The organism is Neobacillus sp. 114, assembly GCF_030127045.1.
Taxonomy (GTDB): domain Bacteria; phylum Bacillota; class Bacilli; order Bacillales; family Cytobacillaceae; genus Neobacillus; species Neobacillus rhizophilus.
In genome coordinates this window covers 1,418,595-1,436,545 of the sequence record NZ_CP126144.1, presented here as the reverse complement: position 1 = coordinate 1,436,545, position 17,951 = coordinate 1,418,595, and the positions used below count along the sequence as shown (strand labels likewise).

At 40.9% G+C, this 17,951-nt stretch carries 18 protein-coding genes; 4 read left to right on the top strand and 14 right to left on the bottom strand.

The window, feature by feature from the left end:
• Positions 1 to 32: 32 nt before the first annotated feature.
• Entirely contained in the window at positions 33 to 806 is a 774-nt protein-coding gene (locus tag QNN06_RS07110; protein WP_213118136.1) for a transporter substrate-binding domain-containing protein, read from the bottom strand.
• 361 nt (positions 807 to 1,167) lie between these two features.
• Between QNN06_RS07110 and QNN06_RS07105 the strand changes: the two genes are divergently transcribed.
• Entirely contained in the window at positions 1,168 to 1,428 is a 261-nt protein-coding gene (locus QNN06_RS07105; RefSeq protein ID WP_249366683.1) for a hypothetical protein, read from the top strand.
• 50 nt (positions 1,429 to 1,478) lie between these two features.
• On the opposite strand, the gene QNN06_RS07100 is transcribed toward QNN06_RS07105, so the two are convergent.
• From QNN06_RS07100 to cax, 11 genes are all read right to left on the bottom strand, one after another.
• On the bottom strand, positions 1,479 to 2,096 hold the full coding sequence (locus QNN06_RS07100) for a YdeI/OmpD-associated family protein (protein ID WP_481819244.1): 618 nt from the start codon (positions 2,094 to 2,096) through the stop codon (positions 1,479 to 1,481).
• Positions 2,086 to 3,096 carry a tRNA dihydrouridine synthase gene (locus tag QNN06_RS07095; RefSeq protein WP_284037321.1) on the bottom strand — a complete coding sequence of 337 codons (1,011 nt, stop codon included), beginning with the start codon at positions 3,094 to 3,096 and terminating at the stop codon, positions 2,086 to 2,088. The genes QNN06_RS07100 and QNN06_RS07095 overlap by 11 nt, the downstream gene beginning before the upstream one ends.
• Positions 3,097 to 3,265: 169 nt before the next feature.
• Positions 3,266 to 4,645 carry a 23S rRNA (uracil(1939)-C(5))-methyltransferase RlmD gene (gene rlmD / locus QNN06_RS07090; RefSeq protein WP_284037320.1) on the bottom strand — a complete coding sequence of 460 codons (1,380 nt, stop codon included), beginning with the start codon at positions 4,643 to 4,645 and terminating at the stop codon, positions 3,266 to 3,268.
• Positions 4,646 to 4,660: 15 nt separating this feature from the next.
• A complete protein-coding gene (locus tag QNN06_RS07085) occupies positions 4,661 to 5,527 on the bottom strand; it encodes a DNA-3-methyladenine glycosylase family protein (RefSeq protein ID WP_217035586.1) in 867 nt (288 codons plus the stop codon).
• Positions 5,528 to 5,602: 75 nt separating this feature from the next.
• Entirely contained in the window at positions 5,603 to 6,400 is a 798-nt protein-coding gene (gene pdaA, locus QNN06_RS07080; RefSeq protein WP_213118140.1) for a delta-lactam-biosynthetic de-N-acetylase, read from the bottom strand.
• A gap of 79 nt (positions 6,401 to 6,479) precedes the next feature.
• On the bottom strand, positions 6,480 to 7,226 hold the full coding sequence (locus tag QNN06_RS07075) for a nuclease-related domain-containing protein (protein WP_284037906.1): 747 nt from the start codon (positions 7,224 to 7,226) through the stop codon (positions 6,480 to 6,482).
• A 44-nt stretch (positions 7,227 to 7,270) separates the two neighbouring features.
• Complete coding sequence (locus QNN06_RS07070; protein ID WP_284037319.1) at positions 7,271 to 7,435, bottom strand: hypothetical protein; 165 nt, start codon at positions 7,433 to 7,435, stop codon at positions 7,271 to 7,273.
• A gap of 436 nt (positions 7,436 to 7,871) precedes the next feature.
• Positions 7,872 to 9,416 (bottom strand): fumarate hydratase, encoded by a 1,545-nt coding sequence (locus QNN06_RS07065; RefSeq protein WP_284037318.1) that lies wholly within the window; start codon positions 9,414 to 9,416, stop codon positions 7,872 to 7,874.
• A 151-nt stretch (positions 9,417 to 9,567) separates the two neighbouring features.
• Positions 9,568 to 9,768: an SE1561 family protein gene (locus QNN06_RS07060; RefSeq protein WP_213118869.1), complete on the bottom strand. Its 201-nt coding sequence runs from the start codon at positions 9,766 to 9,768 to the stop codon at positions 9,568 to 9,570.
• A gap of 234 nt (positions 9,769 to 10,002) precedes the next feature.
• The gene (locus tag QNN06_RS07055; RefSeq protein WP_249366684.1) at positions 10,003 to 10,812 is read right to left on the bottom strand and encodes a YfkD famly protein; all 810 of its coding nucleotides are present in this window, start codon (positions 10,810 to 10,812) and stop codon (positions 10,003 to 10,005) included.
• 541 nt (positions 10,813 to 11,353) lie between these two features.
• Complete coding sequence (gene cax / locus QNN06_RS07050) at positions 11,354 to 12,409, bottom strand: calcium/proton exchanger (protein ID WP_284037317.1); 1,056 nt, start codon at positions 12,407 to 12,409, stop codon at positions 11,354 to 11,356.
• Here cax and QNN06_RS07045 point away from each other — a divergent pair.
• Together QNN06_RS07045 and QNN06_RS07040 are read left to right on the top strand one after the other, a co-directional pair.
• Positions 12,403 to 13,767 carry an MFS transporter gene (locus QNN06_RS07045; protein ID WP_349654934.1) on the top strand — a complete coding sequence of 455 codons (1,365 nt, stop codon included), beginning with the start codon at positions 12,403 to 12,405 and terminating at the stop codon, positions 13,765 to 13,767. The genes cax and QNN06_RS07045 overlap by 7 nt on opposite strands.
• A 169-nt stretch (positions 13,768 to 13,936) precedes the next feature.
• The gene (locus QNN06_RS07040) at positions 13,937 to 15,850 is read left to right on the top strand and encodes a heavy metal translocating P-type ATPase (protein WP_284037316.1); all 1,914 of its coding nucleotides are present in this window, start codon (positions 13,937 to 13,939) and stop codon (positions 15,848 to 15,850) included.
• A gap of 388 nt (positions 15,851 to 16,238) precedes the next feature.
• Here the strand turns inward: QNN06_RS07040 and QNN06_RS07035 are convergent, their stop codons facing one another.
• Together QNN06_RS07035 and QNN06_RS07030 are read right to left on the bottom strand one after the other, a co-directional pair.
• On the bottom strand, positions 16,239 to 17,075 hold the full coding sequence (locus tag QNN06_RS07035) for a YihY/virulence factor BrkB family protein (RefSeq protein WP_213118144.1): 837 nt from the start codon (positions 17,073 to 17,075) through the stop codon (positions 16,239 to 16,241).
• A gap of 17 nt (positions 17,076 to 17,092) precedes the next feature.
• Positions 17,093 to 17,437 (bottom strand): YtxH domain-containing protein, encoded by a 345-nt coding sequence (locus tag QNN06_RS07030; protein ID WP_284037315.1) that lies wholly within the window; start codon positions 17,435 to 17,437, stop codon positions 17,093 to 17,095.
• Positions 17,438 to 17,726: 289 nt separating this feature from the next.
• Between QNN06_RS07030 and QNN06_RS07025 the strand changes: the two genes are divergently transcribed.
• The gene (locus tag QNN06_RS07025; RefSeq protein WP_213146570.1) at positions 17,727 to 17,951 is read left to right on the top strand and encodes a DUF1128 domain-containing protein; all 225 of its coding nucleotides are present in this window, start codon (positions 17,727 to 17,729) and stop codon (positions 17,949 to 17,951) included.

Genomic DNA, 17,951 nt, shown 5'->3' with positions numbered 1-17,951 from the left:
AGCGCGCTGTGAGCGCGCCCTATATTTGATATTTATTTTTTGCCAAGGTATGTTTCTACAATTTTATCGTATGTTCCGTCTTTTTTGAGTTCTTCAAGGCCTTTATTAATCTTCTTTAATACATCCTGATTTTGTCCTTTTAGAACAGCAATTCCATATTGGTCGCCATTTAAGCGGTCACCAACGATTTTCAATCCAAGGTCTTTTTGGGCAATAGCATAAGAAATTACAGGATAGTCTTCGATAAGCGCGTCTGCATTTCCATTAGAAACTTCCTGGAACATTGCCGGGCTATCGTTGAATTGAACCACTTTAATTTCTAGTTTTGATGCATTATCTTCTGCATATTTAGCACCTGTTGTTCCTTTTTTAACAGCAACAGTTTTTCCTTTAAGGTCATTAACTGATTTAATAGTTGAATTGTCTTTTTTAACAACAACTGTTAAACCTGCATCAAAATACGGAGTTGAAAAATCTACTACCTTTTTTCTTTCATCTGTAATACTCATTCCGGCAATGGCTACATCAAGCTGGTTAGCTTGCATAGCTGGAATAATTCCACCAAAATCCATTGGATTAAGCTCAATTTTAATGCCCTGATTTTTCGCGATTGCATTAATCAAATCGATATCGATACCCTTATAATCATTTCCATCTTTATATTCGAATGGAGGATATGTGGTATCCACGCCAACCTTATATACTTTTTCACTACTAGTTTTCTCCCCCGATGTTTCCTTGCTTCCACATGCTGCGATAAAGATCGTAAGGATTAAAAATAAACTAAATAAACCAATCTTTTTCATTCAATGTACCCCTTTTTAGATTATTTTTAATATAAATAACATTAACACTTTATTAATATATCATACCTAAAAAACATATAAAACTATTAGTTTTTGGTAAATTGAATATTTTTCAAGTATTCCATTATCTTTTATTTTACCAATTTCAGATTTTGTTATTTATATATAACAAATATAGTTTTGTAAATTCCTTTCGGGAAATGAAAACAGGCAGTACCCATTATTGGTTAGCTGCCTTCTATTTTAGGCTATGGGCTCACTTTTTAGATTTTTTGAAAACGTCACAATATATCCAAATCATTCAATAGGAAGCACATAACAATTGTTGAATTTTAAAAGTAGAGAAAGTGGGGTGAATTTAATGCCTTGGTTGATAAAGAAAATTCGGAATGGGATTTGGTATCGGCACGGGAAAGTTAGATATCGTATTTGGCTTGACGAAGATAGATACATTATCTCTGTAACGAATGGCGAAATAACCGTTCATGATTGTTATGGCAGTACACATGAAACAGCTAAAAACTTAGCGCTATTTAAGCTTCATCAAGCATTAAGCGATAAAGATAAAAAACGAAAATGGATTACCAAAGGGAATGGATATGAATTATTTCGGATTAAATAAAAGACAAAGCCCTTCCATCCATTTGGAAAGGCTTTTTTTCATCGAATATACTAATCGTTTAATCCCTTTCCATCGAGAATTTTCTCCATACATTTTTCAATCCTTGACACCCGAGTTTTGGATTGTTTGGGTGCTGAAAAATGAAGAATGTATGCTCTTTTCCGCCCCGGCGTCAATGCATCAAAAGCAGTTTTCAAGGCAGGGATTTCATCAAATTTATTTTGAAGTTCTTCAGGAATTTGCTCTGGATTCGTTTTAGTATTCACTTTCAAACCGGCTTTTTCCGCTTCAATGGCTTCATAAATATACTCTTTTAAGACTAGTTCGAGCTCAACTATTTGCTTAACATTGGTGAACTTTACCAGGCGTCCCGCCTGCGTATTTTCCCCGGGCTTTTCTAGAATCCGATGGGCATCTTTTAACAGAGCACCTTTAAAAAAACTAAGTGAACAGTATTCTTTAAAAGCACTTAATATCAGTACATTACTTTGCTGAAATGTGTAACAAGGAACTCCCCATTTCAATTCTTCTGTCAACCCGCAGTCAAGAACAATCTTCCTTAATTTCGCTAATTCTTCCGGCCATTTGTTGACTTTACAGTCGGGAGTAGCCCCCAGCGGACAACGCATACAACCATCAATTAAATATTTATCAACCTTAGGATTCATTCACTGTCCCCGTCCCATCAATATTGTTCTCAAAGTGATCAAGCAATGCACGCACTTCATCTGTTGATTTCGTGTTCATTAATTGATTTCTTAATTCACCAGCTCCACGGAATCCTTTGACATAAATTTTGAAAAAGCGATGAAGCCCTGTGATTGAACGCGGCAGTACTTCCGCATATCGATCTTGAAGATCAAGCTGCAGTCTTAAAAGATCAAGGTATTCTTTACTGCTATGCTCTTTTGGCTCTTTTTCAAAAGCAAAAGGATTTTTAAAAATACCTCGCCCGATCATAACGCCATCAATACCATATTGTTCAGCAAGTTGCAGCCCAGTTTGACGGTCAGGAATGTCTCCATTGATTGTTAGTAGCGTATTCGGTGCGATACGGTCACGTAATTTTTTGATTTCCGGAATTAGCTCCCAATGCGCATCTACTTGGCTCATTTCCTTTCGTGTACGTAAATGAATAGAAAGGTTCGCAATATCCTGTTTTAAAATATGCGTTAGCCACTCCTCCCACTCCTGAACCTCCTTATAGCCAAGTCGTGTTTTCACGCTGACAGGCAGTCCGCCCGCCTTTGCTGCTTGAATAAGTTCTGCCGCAACGTCTGGACGCAGAATAAGGCCACTACCTTTCCCCCTCGATGCCACATTCGGTACAGGGCAGCCCATATTAATATCGATGCCTTTAAATCCTAGCTCTGCCATGCCAATACTCATTTGGCGGAAATATTCGGGATTATCCCCCCAAATATGTGCCACCATTGGCTGTTCATCTTCTGTAAAAATCAAACGGCCACGCACACTTTTCATGCCCTCTGGATGACAATAGCTATCCGAGTTTGTAAACTCTGTGAAAAATACATCCGGTCGACCGGCTTCACTTACTACGTGACGAAAAACAACATCTGTCACATCTTCCATTGGTGCAAGTATAAAAAATGGTCGTGGTAAATCACGCCAAAAATTTTCTATCAATTCAAACTCAAATCCTCTCATTATGGATATATTCAGTACTCGGCCAAAAAATATAAAGCCAAATGTTCCACTTCTTTTACACTTATATCATGCTTTATTACTTATTATCAAACACAAAATGTTCCTTTCAGGCGATGGTTCAATTTCCCAAATAAAAATAAACCCAGTCTTAAGACTGGGCAAGTTTTAACTAATTTAAAATAAGCTTAACCACACACTCCACATGTGCCGTCTGCGGGAACATGTCCACCGGCTGTATATATTTTACATCATATTTGGAACTTAATGTTTGAATGTCTTTTGCCAAGGTCGATGGATTGCAAGATACATAGATAAGTTTCTTGGCTTCAACTTGGAGAATTGTTTGAATTAGCTGCTTATCAAGACCGGTTCTTGGCGGATCGACAACGATAACATCTGGTTTCCAGCCCTTTTTGACCCATTTCGGAAGAACTTCCTCCGCTTTTCCTGGGACGTATTTCGTGTTAGTAAATCCATGGCGTTTAGCGTTTTTCTTAGCATCCTCTATAGATTCAGGAATCACGTCCATACCACGGACTTCCGCTGCTTGGTCTGCTAACCACAGGCCAATGGTGCCTACACCACAATAGGCGTCAACAACCTTTTCTTTCCCCGTTAGTGCTGCTGCTTTTTTAACTTCATCATATAACCTCACAGTTTGGGTCGGATTCAGCTGGAAAAATGTTCTAGCGGAAAGTTCGAATTGCAGGTCACCCAAAGTCTCTTGAATAAAATCTTCGCCAGCAAGCGATAGCGTTTCTTCTCCAAAAATAAGCGAAGTATTTTCACCGTTAATGTTCTGGACAATCGATTTCACATTAGGAATCTGTTTTTGGATTTCTTGAAGGACGAGCTCTTTCTTTGGCAGTTCCTTTTGTGAAGTAATAAGAACAACTTGAAGTTCGCCTGTCTGCACACCCACCCGGGTAACGATTGTCCTGACGATCCCTTTTCTTGTTTTTTCATTATAGATAGGTATTTGTAAGCTCTCTAAAATTTGCTTCACTTTGGCGGTTGCTTCGTTTGTCTGTGAGTGCTGGACCGCACATTGGTCGATGTTGATTAACTGATGGGAATTTAGGCCATATAACCCTGCCAAGACTTTGCCTTGTTTTTCTCCGACCTGAAAGCTGCCTTTATTGCGGTAACCCCAAGGATTTTCCATTCCACTCGTTTCGCGGATATCCAATTTTTCAATGTTGAGCTTTGTATGGCGCTCAAGCGATTGAATTACGATATCGCGCTTTTCCTTAAGCTGCTGATTATAGTCCAAATGCTGCAACTGGCAGCCACCGCAAAGGTCGTACACAGGACAAAGCGGTTGCACACGGTGAGGCGATTTGATGCGAATTTTCTTAATCTTGGCTTCAGCATGTTTCGGGTGAATTTTTGTTGCCTCCACTACAACTTCTTCTCCTGGCAGCGCCCCTGGCACAAACACGACTTGCTTTTTAAAATAACCGACACCTTCTCCATTGATGCCGAGCCTTTTGATGGTCAGTGGGAAGGTCTGCTTTGGTTGTATTTTGATATTTTGTTCTGTTTTCATAAAGTTCACTCCAAATTATTCAATGCTTCTCCATAAGTATAGGGAAGCGTAGCTTAGATACGGTACCCAGCCTTGTTTGTATTGTTCCATTTCTTCATAAGTCGGCTTTTTTTCAAGCTGGTATAGTTTTTTGATGGCATTTTGAATACCAATGTCAGCCATTGGAAAAAGATTAGGTCGGCCTAGTCCGAAAAGGAGAAAATTCTCCACCGTCCACCTGCCAACGCCTCGAATTTTCATCAGCCTTTCGAAAATTTCCTCATCCGGCTGCTTTTTTAGATTATCGAGGTCGAGACCATTTTCAACAATTTCTCTTGCAATCCCAATCATGTATTCAGCCTTCCTGCCGCTGATTTGCAGTGGTCTTAATTCTTCCACCGTTAACCTAGCGGTTGCTTCCGGCTGGGGGAAAAACCACACTCCATCTATCTCATAGCCGAACGTTTTCACAAATCGCTCGGTCAGCGTATAGGCAAACTTCATATTAATCTGCTGGTGGATAATGCATTTTAATAGCGACCCAAACAAATCGAAATCTAGAACCAGCGGGGTGCCAACGAAAGCATCAAATATTTCCTTTAAGTCTGTTTTTTCAAAGTGGTCATGGACTTTCGCTAAAGAAACATTCCATTGAAAAATTTCCCCTGTGCGCTGGATGATTGCATCTTTGTCGGCATCACTTTTTCCTGAAACGATGAACGACGGTTCGTGGATTGTTCCAATTGCCGTTACCTGTACTGCATGGGAGCTGCTCCCGATTACTATCGGGATTTGAATTGTACGTTTGGCTAAGTCGAGTACCTTCAAAGGATCCGGCGCATGCCTTTCCAATACACGGTCAAAATTATAAGGACCGTCAATACGTATGGCTTCTTGCCACATATGGGCTCCATCCTTTAGTATTTTCCCCGTATTATAGCATGAAACAGAAAAAAACCGAATTTCAATGAAATTCGGTTACTTCTTTTTCACTTTCTTCTTCTTCTCCTTCGGTTTCATCATCAAATGGTCAAGACTTTTGAATTTGTATCCTTTCTTTTTCATATCTTGGATGGTTTTTTCTAGAGCATCCGCGTTGTCTTTCGAAACGGAATGTAAAAGAATGATTGCACCTGGATGAACTTGCCTCATCATATTGTTGTATGAGTAATGCCAGCCCTTTTGGCTGTTTACGTTCCAATCGACGAAAGCCAGGGACCAAAAAATATGCGTGAAGCCCTCTTCTTTTGCAATTTGCATTGTTCTTTCACTAAAAACACCGCGCGGCGGGCGCAGATAGTGCATTTCTTTTTGACCAGTAATCTCCTTGGTTTTGTCCCTTACTTTTCGCAGTTCTGTACGGACCCTTTCGTCACTAACGCGGGTAAAGTCAGGATGGTGCCAGGAATGATTCCCGATGATGTGCCCTTCATCGACAATTTGTTTAGAGAGTTCCGGCTGTGACAGCAGGAAATGCCCAGTCACAAAAAATGTCGCCGGCACTTTTTCTTTTTTTAGGACCTTAAGAATCTTAGGAAGGTGCCCATTTTCATAGCCGCTGTCAAAGGTCAGATAGATGATTTTTTTATTCGGGTCGCCTTTGTAAACTGCCCCGTATTTGGCAAGAATTTCGTCATATTCTGCCCCTGCCTCCGGCGGCACTTCATCGACTGCTTTTTTAAATCCCCAATGGATCGGTCGATTCGGCAGCGCTGCATATGTAAGAGTCGGTAACAATAGGACCATTATGCTAAGTAAGCACAATAATTTTTTCATCCAAGTTTCCCCCAATATTGTTTTTTATAGTGTTTGTTCCCGGGGGGAAAACATAATTAACATATAAAGGAAAATGGGTTTATTTTGGTTGGTAGTAGATGCGGCCTTTATTAGATCCGGTGGATGGGAGTTTTTTAAGGTTTAAGAAATAGGTAGCCTGCCTTGAAGAAGGAATATGTAGAAATTCACGTAATTCTCTATTTGTTATCGAATTTTTTATAATTAAAAAATGGTCATTGATTGCTTCGATGTAGGCATCCTGAGAAAGCAGCTCGCAAACTGGGCAATACCATTTCTGCCTTCGATATTGCATCGGGATATGTAAGCATCGTGGACAACAAACTCCCGGAATAATTTCCTTTATTCCAATATCGAATTTTCGTAATACATCAATTTTAAGTGGAGTGTGTTTACTTAAAACCAGCCTTTTTATTTTTCCAATTGTTTTCTGATCAATTCTTTCTGCGGTGTAACGGATCTCCAGTTCTTCGATCTTTCTTAAAAGATTGCCTACTTTTAATATCTTTTTTTCTGCTTCATGGTATCCTGGTGCAATCTTGATTATACTTGAGGACCTTGTCATTACAGCTAAAACCTCAACTGGAGCTGCTGGTAATTGGTATTTTTCGAGCAGGTATTGTAAAAGGATTTTATGACGTATTGCCTGTGCTAACGGATTATCATATACCTCTTTTGATTCATTCACCTCCTGTATTAATTGGTCCTTTTCAATTGTAAGTGTCCCTGCATAGTTTTTGGATTCAATAATAAGAGTTAGTTTAGGGGAAAGAAGAAGTGCATCTATTTGAAAGTAAGTATTTCCAATAGGGAGACGAAGGCCATGAAAAATGTGATATTTTTTGTCAGGAATTAATCCAAGAAAATAGCGAAGTTTTTTTCACCATGGTAGCCAGAATTTAAATTTCTTATTTCTGTCTCAATTTTAGGCTTTTTAGGATGATTTTGCGTTATTCTTCTTATTAGTGCTTCTGTTTGTTCCAGTGGAATAGGTTTATAAAGCTCTAATTCAAACAAAATGTTCCCTCCTTAAAAGTTATCCCCGATATTTTCGACAGAAAACGTCAATATCCCTGCTGAATTTTTGTAATTGTGTATTTTATTTTTGTGGTTGAAAATATATCTACAAATTTTGGAGAGATATCTACAATTTCGTAATTTTATCTACCAAATTATTAAGGATATCTACAAATTACCGGAACATATCTACAAATCGTCCCCAAGGACCCTTTTCGGAGGAAAATCCTGGTACTAATTACACCGATTTTTTAACCGAAACTTGTCACTTGAAAGGATAACTACAAAAATTCGGATGATATCTACAATTTTTCAAATATATCTACAAAATTTCCGAGGATTTCTACAATTTCCGGAACATATCTACAATTCCCCTCTCAGCACCCACAAAAAAAGATAGATCCGCATAAGCGAATCTATCCCAATCCCAAAGATCTTATTTAAAAACCGGCTCCTTAAACTGCGCCAATTTCTCCAATGAAGATTTGTCAACATCAGCATGTAAGCTGTTGCCGTGGGAATCCATCGTAACAACCGCTTTGAAGCCTTCGACACGTAGATGCCACATCGCTTCAGGAATACCAAATTGCATTAAATCAACGCCCTCGACGCCCTTGATACAGTCAGCATAGTACTGGGCAGCGCCGCCAATGGCGTTCAAATAAACTCCGCCATGCTCGGCCAAAGCGGCCAATGTCTTAGGACCCATTCCGCCTTTTCCGATAACAGCGCGGATGCCAAACTTCTTCATAATGTCGCCTTGGTAAGGCTCCTCACGGATACTTGTTGTTGGGCCGGCAGCTTTCACGTGCCATACGCCGTCTTCATCCTTCAGCATAACCGGGCCACAGTGGTAAATCACTTGACCGTTTAAATCAACAGGTGCATCGTGGTCACTCAAATACTTATGAATCGCGTCGCGGCCAGTATACATCATGCCATTGATTTGCACAACGTCACCGACTTTTAAAGCACGAATTTGCTCTTCAGTAATTGGCGCCTGCAACGTGATGACTTCCTGTTCAGAAGCAGCAGCAACTTCTTGTTCTGCCCCCTCCTGTGCGAAATCAATGAACTCGCCCTCTTGGTAAGCCCATTCCACAATTGCGCCAGTCTCAGGATCAACGGAAACACCCATGCGGCGGTATGCCCAGCAGTTGTAGGCAACGGACACATAGAAGCTGGCAGGAATGCGGTGCATGACGCCGATTTTACAACCTAGCAAAGTCGCTTCGCCACCAAAGCCCATTGTGCCGATCCCTAATTTATTTGCATTTTCAAGTACATACTCTTCCAATTTACGAAGGTCTTCATTTGGATTCACATCATCAACCGAACGGAATAACTGTTCCTTTGCCAAATCATAGCCGGAGGAACGGTCGCCGCCGATGCCGACGCCAATGAAGCCTGCAGAACAGCCTTGTCCCTGTGCTTGGTAAACAGAGTGCATGATACACTTGCGGATCCCATCAAGGTCGCGCCCTGCGCGTCCAAGTCCTTCTAATTCACAAGGCAGGCTATACTGAATGTTTTTGTTTTCGCAGCCGCCGCCTTTTAAAATCAGCTTCACATCAATATAATCTTTTTCCCATTGATCAAATTTAACAACCGGAACGCCAGCACCTAGGTTGTCGCCGCTGTTGGCACCAGTCAAAGAGTCAACAGCGTTAGGGCGCAGCTTGCCCTCTTTTGTTGCTTGAATAATCGCCTTTTTAATGGCTTCTTTTATTTCTAATTGGTTGACACCAACTGGAGTTTTAATTTTAAAAGTAGGAAGTCCTGTATCCTGGCAGATTGGTGACACCTGGTCGTCCGCCATTTTAATATTGTTAGTAATGGTAGCTAGGCTCATTGCAGCGCGAGTCCCGGCATTTTCTTGTTCCTTCGCTGCCTTGATAGCGCGGCGCACATCCTTTGGCAGCTTTGTGGAAGTTTCAACAACTAGCTCGTACATGCTTTCTTGGAATTTCTCGATATTCACGTGTCGGTTTCCCCTTTCCCTATTTTCCCCTAATTATGCATAATTTTTTACAACTTTTTGACGGTTATAATTATACTCCTATAGGCGGGAGATTTAAAGGATTTGGATGTAATCGATTTCGTGGAAACTTTTTCTCAAAAAAATGAGCCTGCTATTTAACAGACTCACTTAATTCACGGTTATTAAATTCTCTTATTTTTGATTCCAACTCGTCAATCATTGTAATCAGACGGTCAATATCGTCTAAATCAGTATCTTCCGGGTCGATGGCTTCGAGAATGTCGAGAAACATATTAAGACGATGCTTTAAAAAGTCTAATTGGGAATTTTTATTATGAGTGGGACTGCCCATCGTAAATTCGCTCCTTTTTTTCAATTGCCTTTTTCATCCTAACCAAATTTCAGTGGTTTGGCAATCTTCTTTTTTTAACTGAAAACGCGTCGATTGGCGAGTCCGTTAGGACGAAGACAGAGGCGTAATTGAATTTATGCGTTAGGAAATTATAAATTTGTGAAAAATTATAATTTCCTATTAGCTAAAAAAGCTCCTGCCGGAAACATTGGCAGGAGCTTCTTCAGAAAAAATTTATCGTGGACGTTCGGATGCGAGAAATCCAAAGGAAACATAGTCCTGCACAGGAATCCAAGCACCGATTCCCTGTGAGGTTACGTTTTTGATGACGATGAATTTGCGGTTTCCTTTTAACATTAAGTAGACTTCACCGTAAGTTACTTTTCCCTTTTCATTCACGGCAGGCGCATAGGCATAAAGGTAGCCAAGCCGGTTCGAAGGGATGTTATAAATGTGATCGTTCTTTGTACCGGCACCGATAATTGTATCAAATGCGAGCGGTAGATTCGTTTTTTGCATCGCCTTTAAAATAATCATTTTCTTCACGTCTTCGGCATTCGGAATTTTAGCCGTTAAACCGCCTCTGACAATTTTCTGCGCTTCCTGAACATATTTAATTTGATATGGGGCGTTGCCGCCGCGATTATCAAAGTAATTCGTATTGATTTTTTGATACTCCCAATTTGTCGAGGTTTCCAAAGACTCATAGTTCAAAGGCCACTGGCCAAGGTAAATGATGGCACGGTAGCCGACAGCAAACGGAGTGCCGTTTATGCTTGATTCGTTAAGCATGCGAATAAGGTCAGGGTTTTCAATTTTGACCTTTGAAGAATTTATAAGTTTTTTTGTCAAATCACTTGGCTGTAGAAAAGGCAAATCCTGAGTCGAATTAGGATATGTATTTTCCTTTGTGATATTCCTTACCGAGGATGGAATTTGGGTCTTTATCGGTTCCTTTTTTACAGCAGTTTTTTCAGAGAAGACAGACGGTATGAAAGAAATCATTAAAACAAAAATTAAAAGACCCGAGGCAATTTTTTTCAAAAGAAAAACTCCTTTCGCAAATAGCATAAATAATCTGCTAGTAGTTTCCTCGGAGTTGGGCCATATTATCCATTGGCAAGCACCGCTTTTGCAAATTTTCTCAGTGTCCTAATCCTGTATCTAATTGGGTAGTCGAAAAGTAATAAAAATGTAATAATCTGAACATTTACAAAATTCAAATTAACAGTTATAATAAACTTAACTTTCAAAAAGGAGGGCTGCAATCAATCGACATAGCTTACTTAGTTTTTAATTATTTATTAAGGAGGTTGGGATACTCTTATATATGCATTCAACAGTCGTGTTTTTCCTAAACTAAACATGAAGGTTGGTGGTTGATGGTCCCAAATAAAAGCGATTGATGAAACTACCCTATATGAAAGATGATCGGTCCAAAACATAAGACTTACCCCGTAGGATAAAGAAAACTCGCCGATTTGCGAGCCCCTAAGGGCAAAGACAGAGGCGTAGTTGCACTTATGCGTTAAGAAAAGACTCTAAGCCAATCGGCTTGGAGTCTTTTTAGTGTCTGCATAATTGATTATAAGAGGTAAAAACCAATCCCCATAATGACATAGGCGGCAAGTAAGGTGAGCCCTTCGAACCAGTTGGTTTCACCGTCGTTAGAAATGACAACCATCAATAAGACCGACGAAACCATTGCGATTAGTTCCTGCCAGCTGAATAGTAATGGCATGGATTTTTCAAAAAACAAGGAAATCAACACTAATACCGGTGCGACGAACATCGCAACTTGCAAAGTGGAGCCGATGGCAATTTCCACAGCAACGTCCATTTTATTTTTAAAGGCCATTAACACCGCTGAAGCATGCTCTGCCGCGTTTCCGACAATGGCTACAATGATAATCCCGATAAATAGCTCCGTCCAGCCAAAGGATTCCGCCACAAATTCGAAGGTATGAACGAGATTCTCGGAAATGTAGGCAACCGCCAGCGTTGCTATAAGCAACACCAGGATGGCTCTTCCTTTCCCCCACTCCGGCTCTTCATCATGATGCTGAGCCTCGTTATCACTTTGATAAACCCCACGATGCGTAACAAGCTTAAAAAATAAAGCTGCGAGGTAAAGCAGGATTAAAATGACCGAGATTCCGACACTCAGAGATAATTTCTTAGTATCATTCATATCCATTGAAAAAACTTCCGGTATAACAAATGCAATCATCACCGCAAACATTAGCAATCCGGAATTATGGCGGGCATCATAGACGTTAAACTTCTGCCGCTTGTATTTCAAGCCGCCGATAAAGAAGGACAGGCCTGCAACGAGCAGCAAATTCCCGAGCACCGAACCTGTCAACGAAGCAAGGACAACCCCGACAAGCCCCGCCTTTAAGGCAAACACGGAGATAATCAGTTCGACGGCATTTCCAAAAGTGGCGTTCAACAGACCGCCGATACGCGGCCCTGCCACAATGGCTAAGCTTTCCGTTGCCCGCCCCATATAGCTTGATAAAGCAATGATCGTTAAACAGTAAATAATAAATAGGAAAATACTTGGCCAATGCATCAGTGTCCCAATAACTGAAACGGGGACCCCGATAAATGTCAGCAGCATAAAAATTTTATTTGTCACCGATTTCCCTCCATCTATGTATTTTAAACGCTTCTCTTTTTTATCATTCTTTCCATTATACCCAAATTTTTCAAACTAAAGATTACCATTTAAAGGAATGGACTTGCAACATTTTTCTTGCAAATAAAGCATATTCTCGTTTACCATCATTAGGAAGAACGTCTGAAGTAGAGGAATATTCAATGAAAAATAATTATCGGTTTACCATCCTAGTCAGCATTGTGGCCATCTCGGGTTTCTCGCAGGGAATGCTGCTGCCGCTGATTGCGGTTATTTTTGAAAAAGGCGGGGTGTCTTCCTCATTAAATGGACTTAACGCAACCGCTCTTTACATTGGAATTTTGTTGGTTGCCCCTTTTATGGAATTGCCGTTACGAAAATATGGCTATAAACCAATCATTATTGTGGGTGGCGGGCTTGTATTTACTGCGCTTGCTTTATTTCCGTTATGGAAGGCCTTTTGGTTTTGGTTTTTCCTAAGGCTGATGATTGGAATTGGCGATCACGCGCTACATTTTGCGACACAAACCTGGATTACATCCTTCTCTCCTCCGGATAAACTTGGCAGGAACGTTTCCTTGTACGGGCTTTTCTTTGGCATTGGTTTTGCCGCCGGTCCGCTGATGACACCGCTGGTCAATCTAAATGAAGCCCTGCCATTTATAGTATCTTCCATTCTATGCTTAATCGGATGGGGATTTGTCTTTGTACTAAAAAATGAATTTCCTGAACAGGAAGTCAAAATTAATTCTTTTTTTTCGATGATCAAACAGTTTACAAAAGCCTTAAAATACGGCTGGGTTGCTTTTTTACCAACATTTGTTTATGGCTTTCTGGAAGCTTCCTTGAACGGAAGCTTTCCTATCTACGCCTTACGAATGGATTTAGCAGTATCGAGCGTATCCCTAGTTTTATCGGGATTTGCCATTGGCAGCATTATAACCCAGCTGCCATTAGGACTGTTAAGTGACCAATATGGGCGGAGGAAAGTTTTAATGACAGTTCTTTTTCTCGGCTTTTGCAGTTTTACAGCCGCCAGCTTTCTTGAACATTCATCATTTGGTTTATTCGTGACTTTCCTTATCTCCGGCATGCTCGTTGGATCTACTTTCTCATTAGGAATCAGCTTCATGGCCGATTTGGTTCCAAGAAACCTGCTGCCGACCGGAAATTTATTATGCGGCATCTTTTACAGCCTTGGAAGCTTAGCCGGCCCAGTTATCGGCGGTCTATTTATTAAGTATTTTCAAAACGTCAGCTTCTTTTATATTATTAGTACGCTGCTGTTGTTTGTCTCCTTCACTATCTTTATGTTTGGAAAAAGAAACGTCTTTATTCCGCACCAAGAAAATTCTTAGCGCAAAACCATATCATTCTCATAAAATGTATGGTAGAATGAAAACAAATAAGAATAATTCTAATCTGCAAGTTCTGCTGTCATCCCTTGATGACAGCTTTCGTGTTTTTTAAGGGTTGTGATTTTGATTATTTTTCTCAATTAGATTTTATTAAAGGAGAGTGACAAGCATGGTTTCCGAAACAAAAGTTCTCACGAAGGGAATTCCAAAGACCAGTTTTTTAGAAAAAATAAAACCGCAAGCAGAATTGATTGCTGCCGGGTTAAGTGGTGTCTTCATCCTTGCAGGCTGGCTTCTCGATAAAAACGGCCAAGAAGCAGAATCAATTGTTGCCTATCTGCTCGCATTCGTCATCGGCGGCTTTGCCAAAGCAAAGGAAGGCATTGAGGCAACCTATGAAAACAAAGAATTAAATGTTGAAATGCTGATGATCTTTGCTGCGATTGGTTCTGCCATTATCGGCTACTGGACAGAGGGGGCTATCCTCATCTTTATTTTTGCTGTCAGCGGAGCAATGGAAACCTACACGATGAATAAAAGCCATAAGGAAATTTCCTCACTCATGGAGCTGCAGCCTGAAGAGGCCGTTCTGATCTCCGGCATTTTAGAAAAGCTTGTATCTGTATCTGAACTTCGGGTCGGCGACCTGATTCTCATTAAGCCGGGTGAACGGGTTCCGGCCGATGGAACGATTGTCAAAGGGCATACAAATATCGACGAAGCCGCGATTACCGGTGAGTCAATGCCTGTGTCCAAAGGCGAACAGGAAGAGGTGTTTGCCGGAACTGTGAATCTGTCCGGCGCCATTACCGTCAATGTTTCAAAGGAAAGCAGCGATACTCTTTTTCAAAAAATTATTCAGCTCGTGCAATCGGCCCAAAGTGAAAAGTCGCCGTCACAGCTTTTCATTGAGCGCTTTGAAGGAACGTATGTTAAGGTCGTCCTGCTTGTAGTATTGGCGATGTTCTTCGTACCACACTTTTTGCTTGGCTGGGACTGGAACGAATCCTTTTACCGGGCGATGATTTTATTGGTGGTAGCCTCCCCATGTGCGCTGGTGGCTTCGATTATGCCTGCCACTTTATCGGCTATTTCCAATGGAGCAAGGCACGGAATATTGGTAAAGGGCGGCGTCCATTTGGAAAACCTCAGCCATCTAGGAGCCATTGCTTTCGATAAAACCGGTACTCTTACAAAAGGCAAACCGGTCGTCACACAAGTTATTGTTAAGAATGGACTTGATAAAGACAGCCTGATTTGGAAGGCAGCTTCGATTGAAAGTCACTCCAATCATCCGCTTGCACAGGCGATTGTGAAATATGCGAAGGAAAACGTTTCTAAGGAGTTATTTCACCCTGACAGCCTTGAGGACGTCCCAGGCTGGGGAATTAAAGCGGTAGTAAATGGGGAACAGTGGAAGATTGGTAAAGCTGCGTTTGTCGGTACAGAACTAACGGAGAAATTCGCGGACGGTCTTGCAAAAGATCTTGCGAGCCAGGGTAATACCCTTGTTTATGTGGAAATTGACGGAGAATTAAGTGCCGCATTTGGCTTAAAGGATGTTGTCCGCGAAGAAACAAAGCTTGCTATTGACCACTTGAAAAAACAAGGCATTCATACGATTATGCTAACCGGTGACAGTGAAAAAACGGCGAAGGCGATTGCCGCAGAAAGCCACGTCGCTGAATTCTTTGCTGAATGCCTGCCGGAAACAAAAGTGGAGCATCTGAAAAAGTTAAAAGACAAATATAAAAATGTCGCAATGGTCGGTGACGGTATCAACGATGCCCCGGCACTTGCCATTGCCAATGTCGGGATTGCCATGGGAGAAGGATCGGATGTGGCCCTGGAAACAGCAGATATTGTTCTTATGAAAAACGACCTGCCACGAATTTCAGAAGCCATTCGGTTGTCACAACGAATGAACCGGATCATTAAGCAAAATGTTGTTTTCTCCATTGCGGTCATCATGGTGTTGATTTCGTCGAACTTCTTTCAGATAATCGACCTGCCATTTGGCGTCATCGGCCATGAGGGCAGCACAATTCTGGTCATTTTAAATAGTTTACGGCTTTTAAAATAAGGATGGGGGCCACTTCGCAAGTTGGGAGCGACAATCTGCAACTTGGGGCGCATTATACACAAGTTGGGAGCTGCTATCCGCAAGGTGGAGCCAGCCATGCGCAAGTTGAGAACCGCTATCCGCAAGTGACAAGCGCCTATCCGCAAATTAGGCAAACATAAAGGACCGGGTACAAAAGTACCCAGTCCTTTTCTATAACTATAACCATTAATGGTATCCGTTTGACCCATTAGCGGATCCTGATGTCTTATTCCCTTTGCTGCCTTTGCCTTTTTGTTTCGTGCCGCCGTCTTTTTTTGTATGCTTTGTCAAAGTCCAAACCTCCCTAGTAATGAAGTAGTCCCCAATCCTAGTTTGGACAGATAAACGATTTTCATAAAGGTAAGTATTAGCAGTTAGAACGTTTTTCTTCACTGTAGAATGCATTGATTTCGCCGCCTAAAATGATGATAAAGGCAGAAATGTACAGCCAAAGCATCAACACAATAATTGCTCCAATACTACCGTATGTAACCGAATAATTGCCGAAATTCCCCACATAGTAGGATAAGCCTAGCGAGGAAATGATCCAGCCAACAGTCGCAAAGGCGGCACCTGGAAAGGCACTACGGCAGCGCAGTTTAACATTTGGGGCCACCCAGTATAATCCTGTAAAAATTAGAAATAAAATAATCGCGCTGACAGCCAGGCTTAATGTATTCCAAAGTTTTAAAAATTCACTTGAATAGCCAAATTGGGAAAATAAAAACAAACCAATTTCCCTGCCAAACACCGGCAGAACAATGGCAACAATAAAAACCAAAATCATCCCGAATGTCAGCAAAATGGCCATGCCGCGGGAAACAATAAACGGGCGGCTCTCCTCCACATTATAAGCCTTGTTAAAAGCCCTCATAATCGCATGAATTCCATTAGAGGACGACCAAATCGTCCCGATTACCCCGAAAGAAAGCAACCCGCTATTCCGGTGACTCATGATTTCACTTATATTTTTTTTAATCAATTCCATAGCATCTTCCGGCGCAAAGCCACTAATTATCCCTAAAACATCTTGTTCGTGAAAAGGGAGATATGGCATTAGGGAAAAAATTACAATTAAAAGTGGAAACAGTGAAAGAAGAAAATAATAGGCTAACTGCGCACTCATTCCCGGAAGATCATCCTCGTCAATCCGGTGCCAAAGCAGGCGGATTAACGAAGAGCGAACATTTCCTTTGTCCTTCATTATCACCTCTCCTTTATTCAGTTATATTCTTTCTCTGCAAAGATTTCCTCCACCATATCAGCTTGGTCCTCATTTTTAAAAGACTCTTTGATTTTAGGTGTCAGGTCGCGAAGCTCATCCACCTTATCCATGATATAGGAGATATCTTCTCCCGCATGTTCGACGGTATCCATAATTTTCTCTGCTGTTTCCTTTACCTTCCCGACCATTTCACCCGGATGCCGGACAACATAGGACACCTTTCCGGAAACTCTTCCCACGTGTTCTTTCATAATTTGCCGGGTTTGTTTATCGAAAAGGCTGACCGCTCCGCCAGCAATGGCTCCAATCAGCATTCCCTGCCAAAATTTATTCTTTGTCATCTTAACCTCTCCTTGCTTAATCATAAAAATGAATGAAAATTATTCCAATGAATTTACCTATCATTTATTTTGCTTTATCTAGAGAGGGTATGCAAGTCTGGCCCTAATTTTTATGTATTGACATCATCCATTGAACATGAAAAGATTAAATGGAAACTAACCGATTGGCGAGTCCGTTAGGACGAAGACAGAGGCGTAGTTGAATTTATGCGTTAATAAAGAATAAAATTTGGGAAAATTTTATTCTTTCTTATTAGCTAACATATGAATTTCTGAAAGGGTGACCGAAATGGATTTATCGCTGAAGTCGGTAGAAAATGTTGAATATATGATTGAGCAAATTAAAGAGAAGTTAAAGGTTTTGAATCTTGGTGCGATTAAGCCTTCCCATTTTGATGAGGAAATGTATGAAGAGTTGAAAGAGATTTATGAAATGGTAATGAAAAAGAATTCCTTCAGCCCTAATGAAATGCAGGCTCTAGTTGAAGAATTGGGAAACTTGCGTAAAAAATAA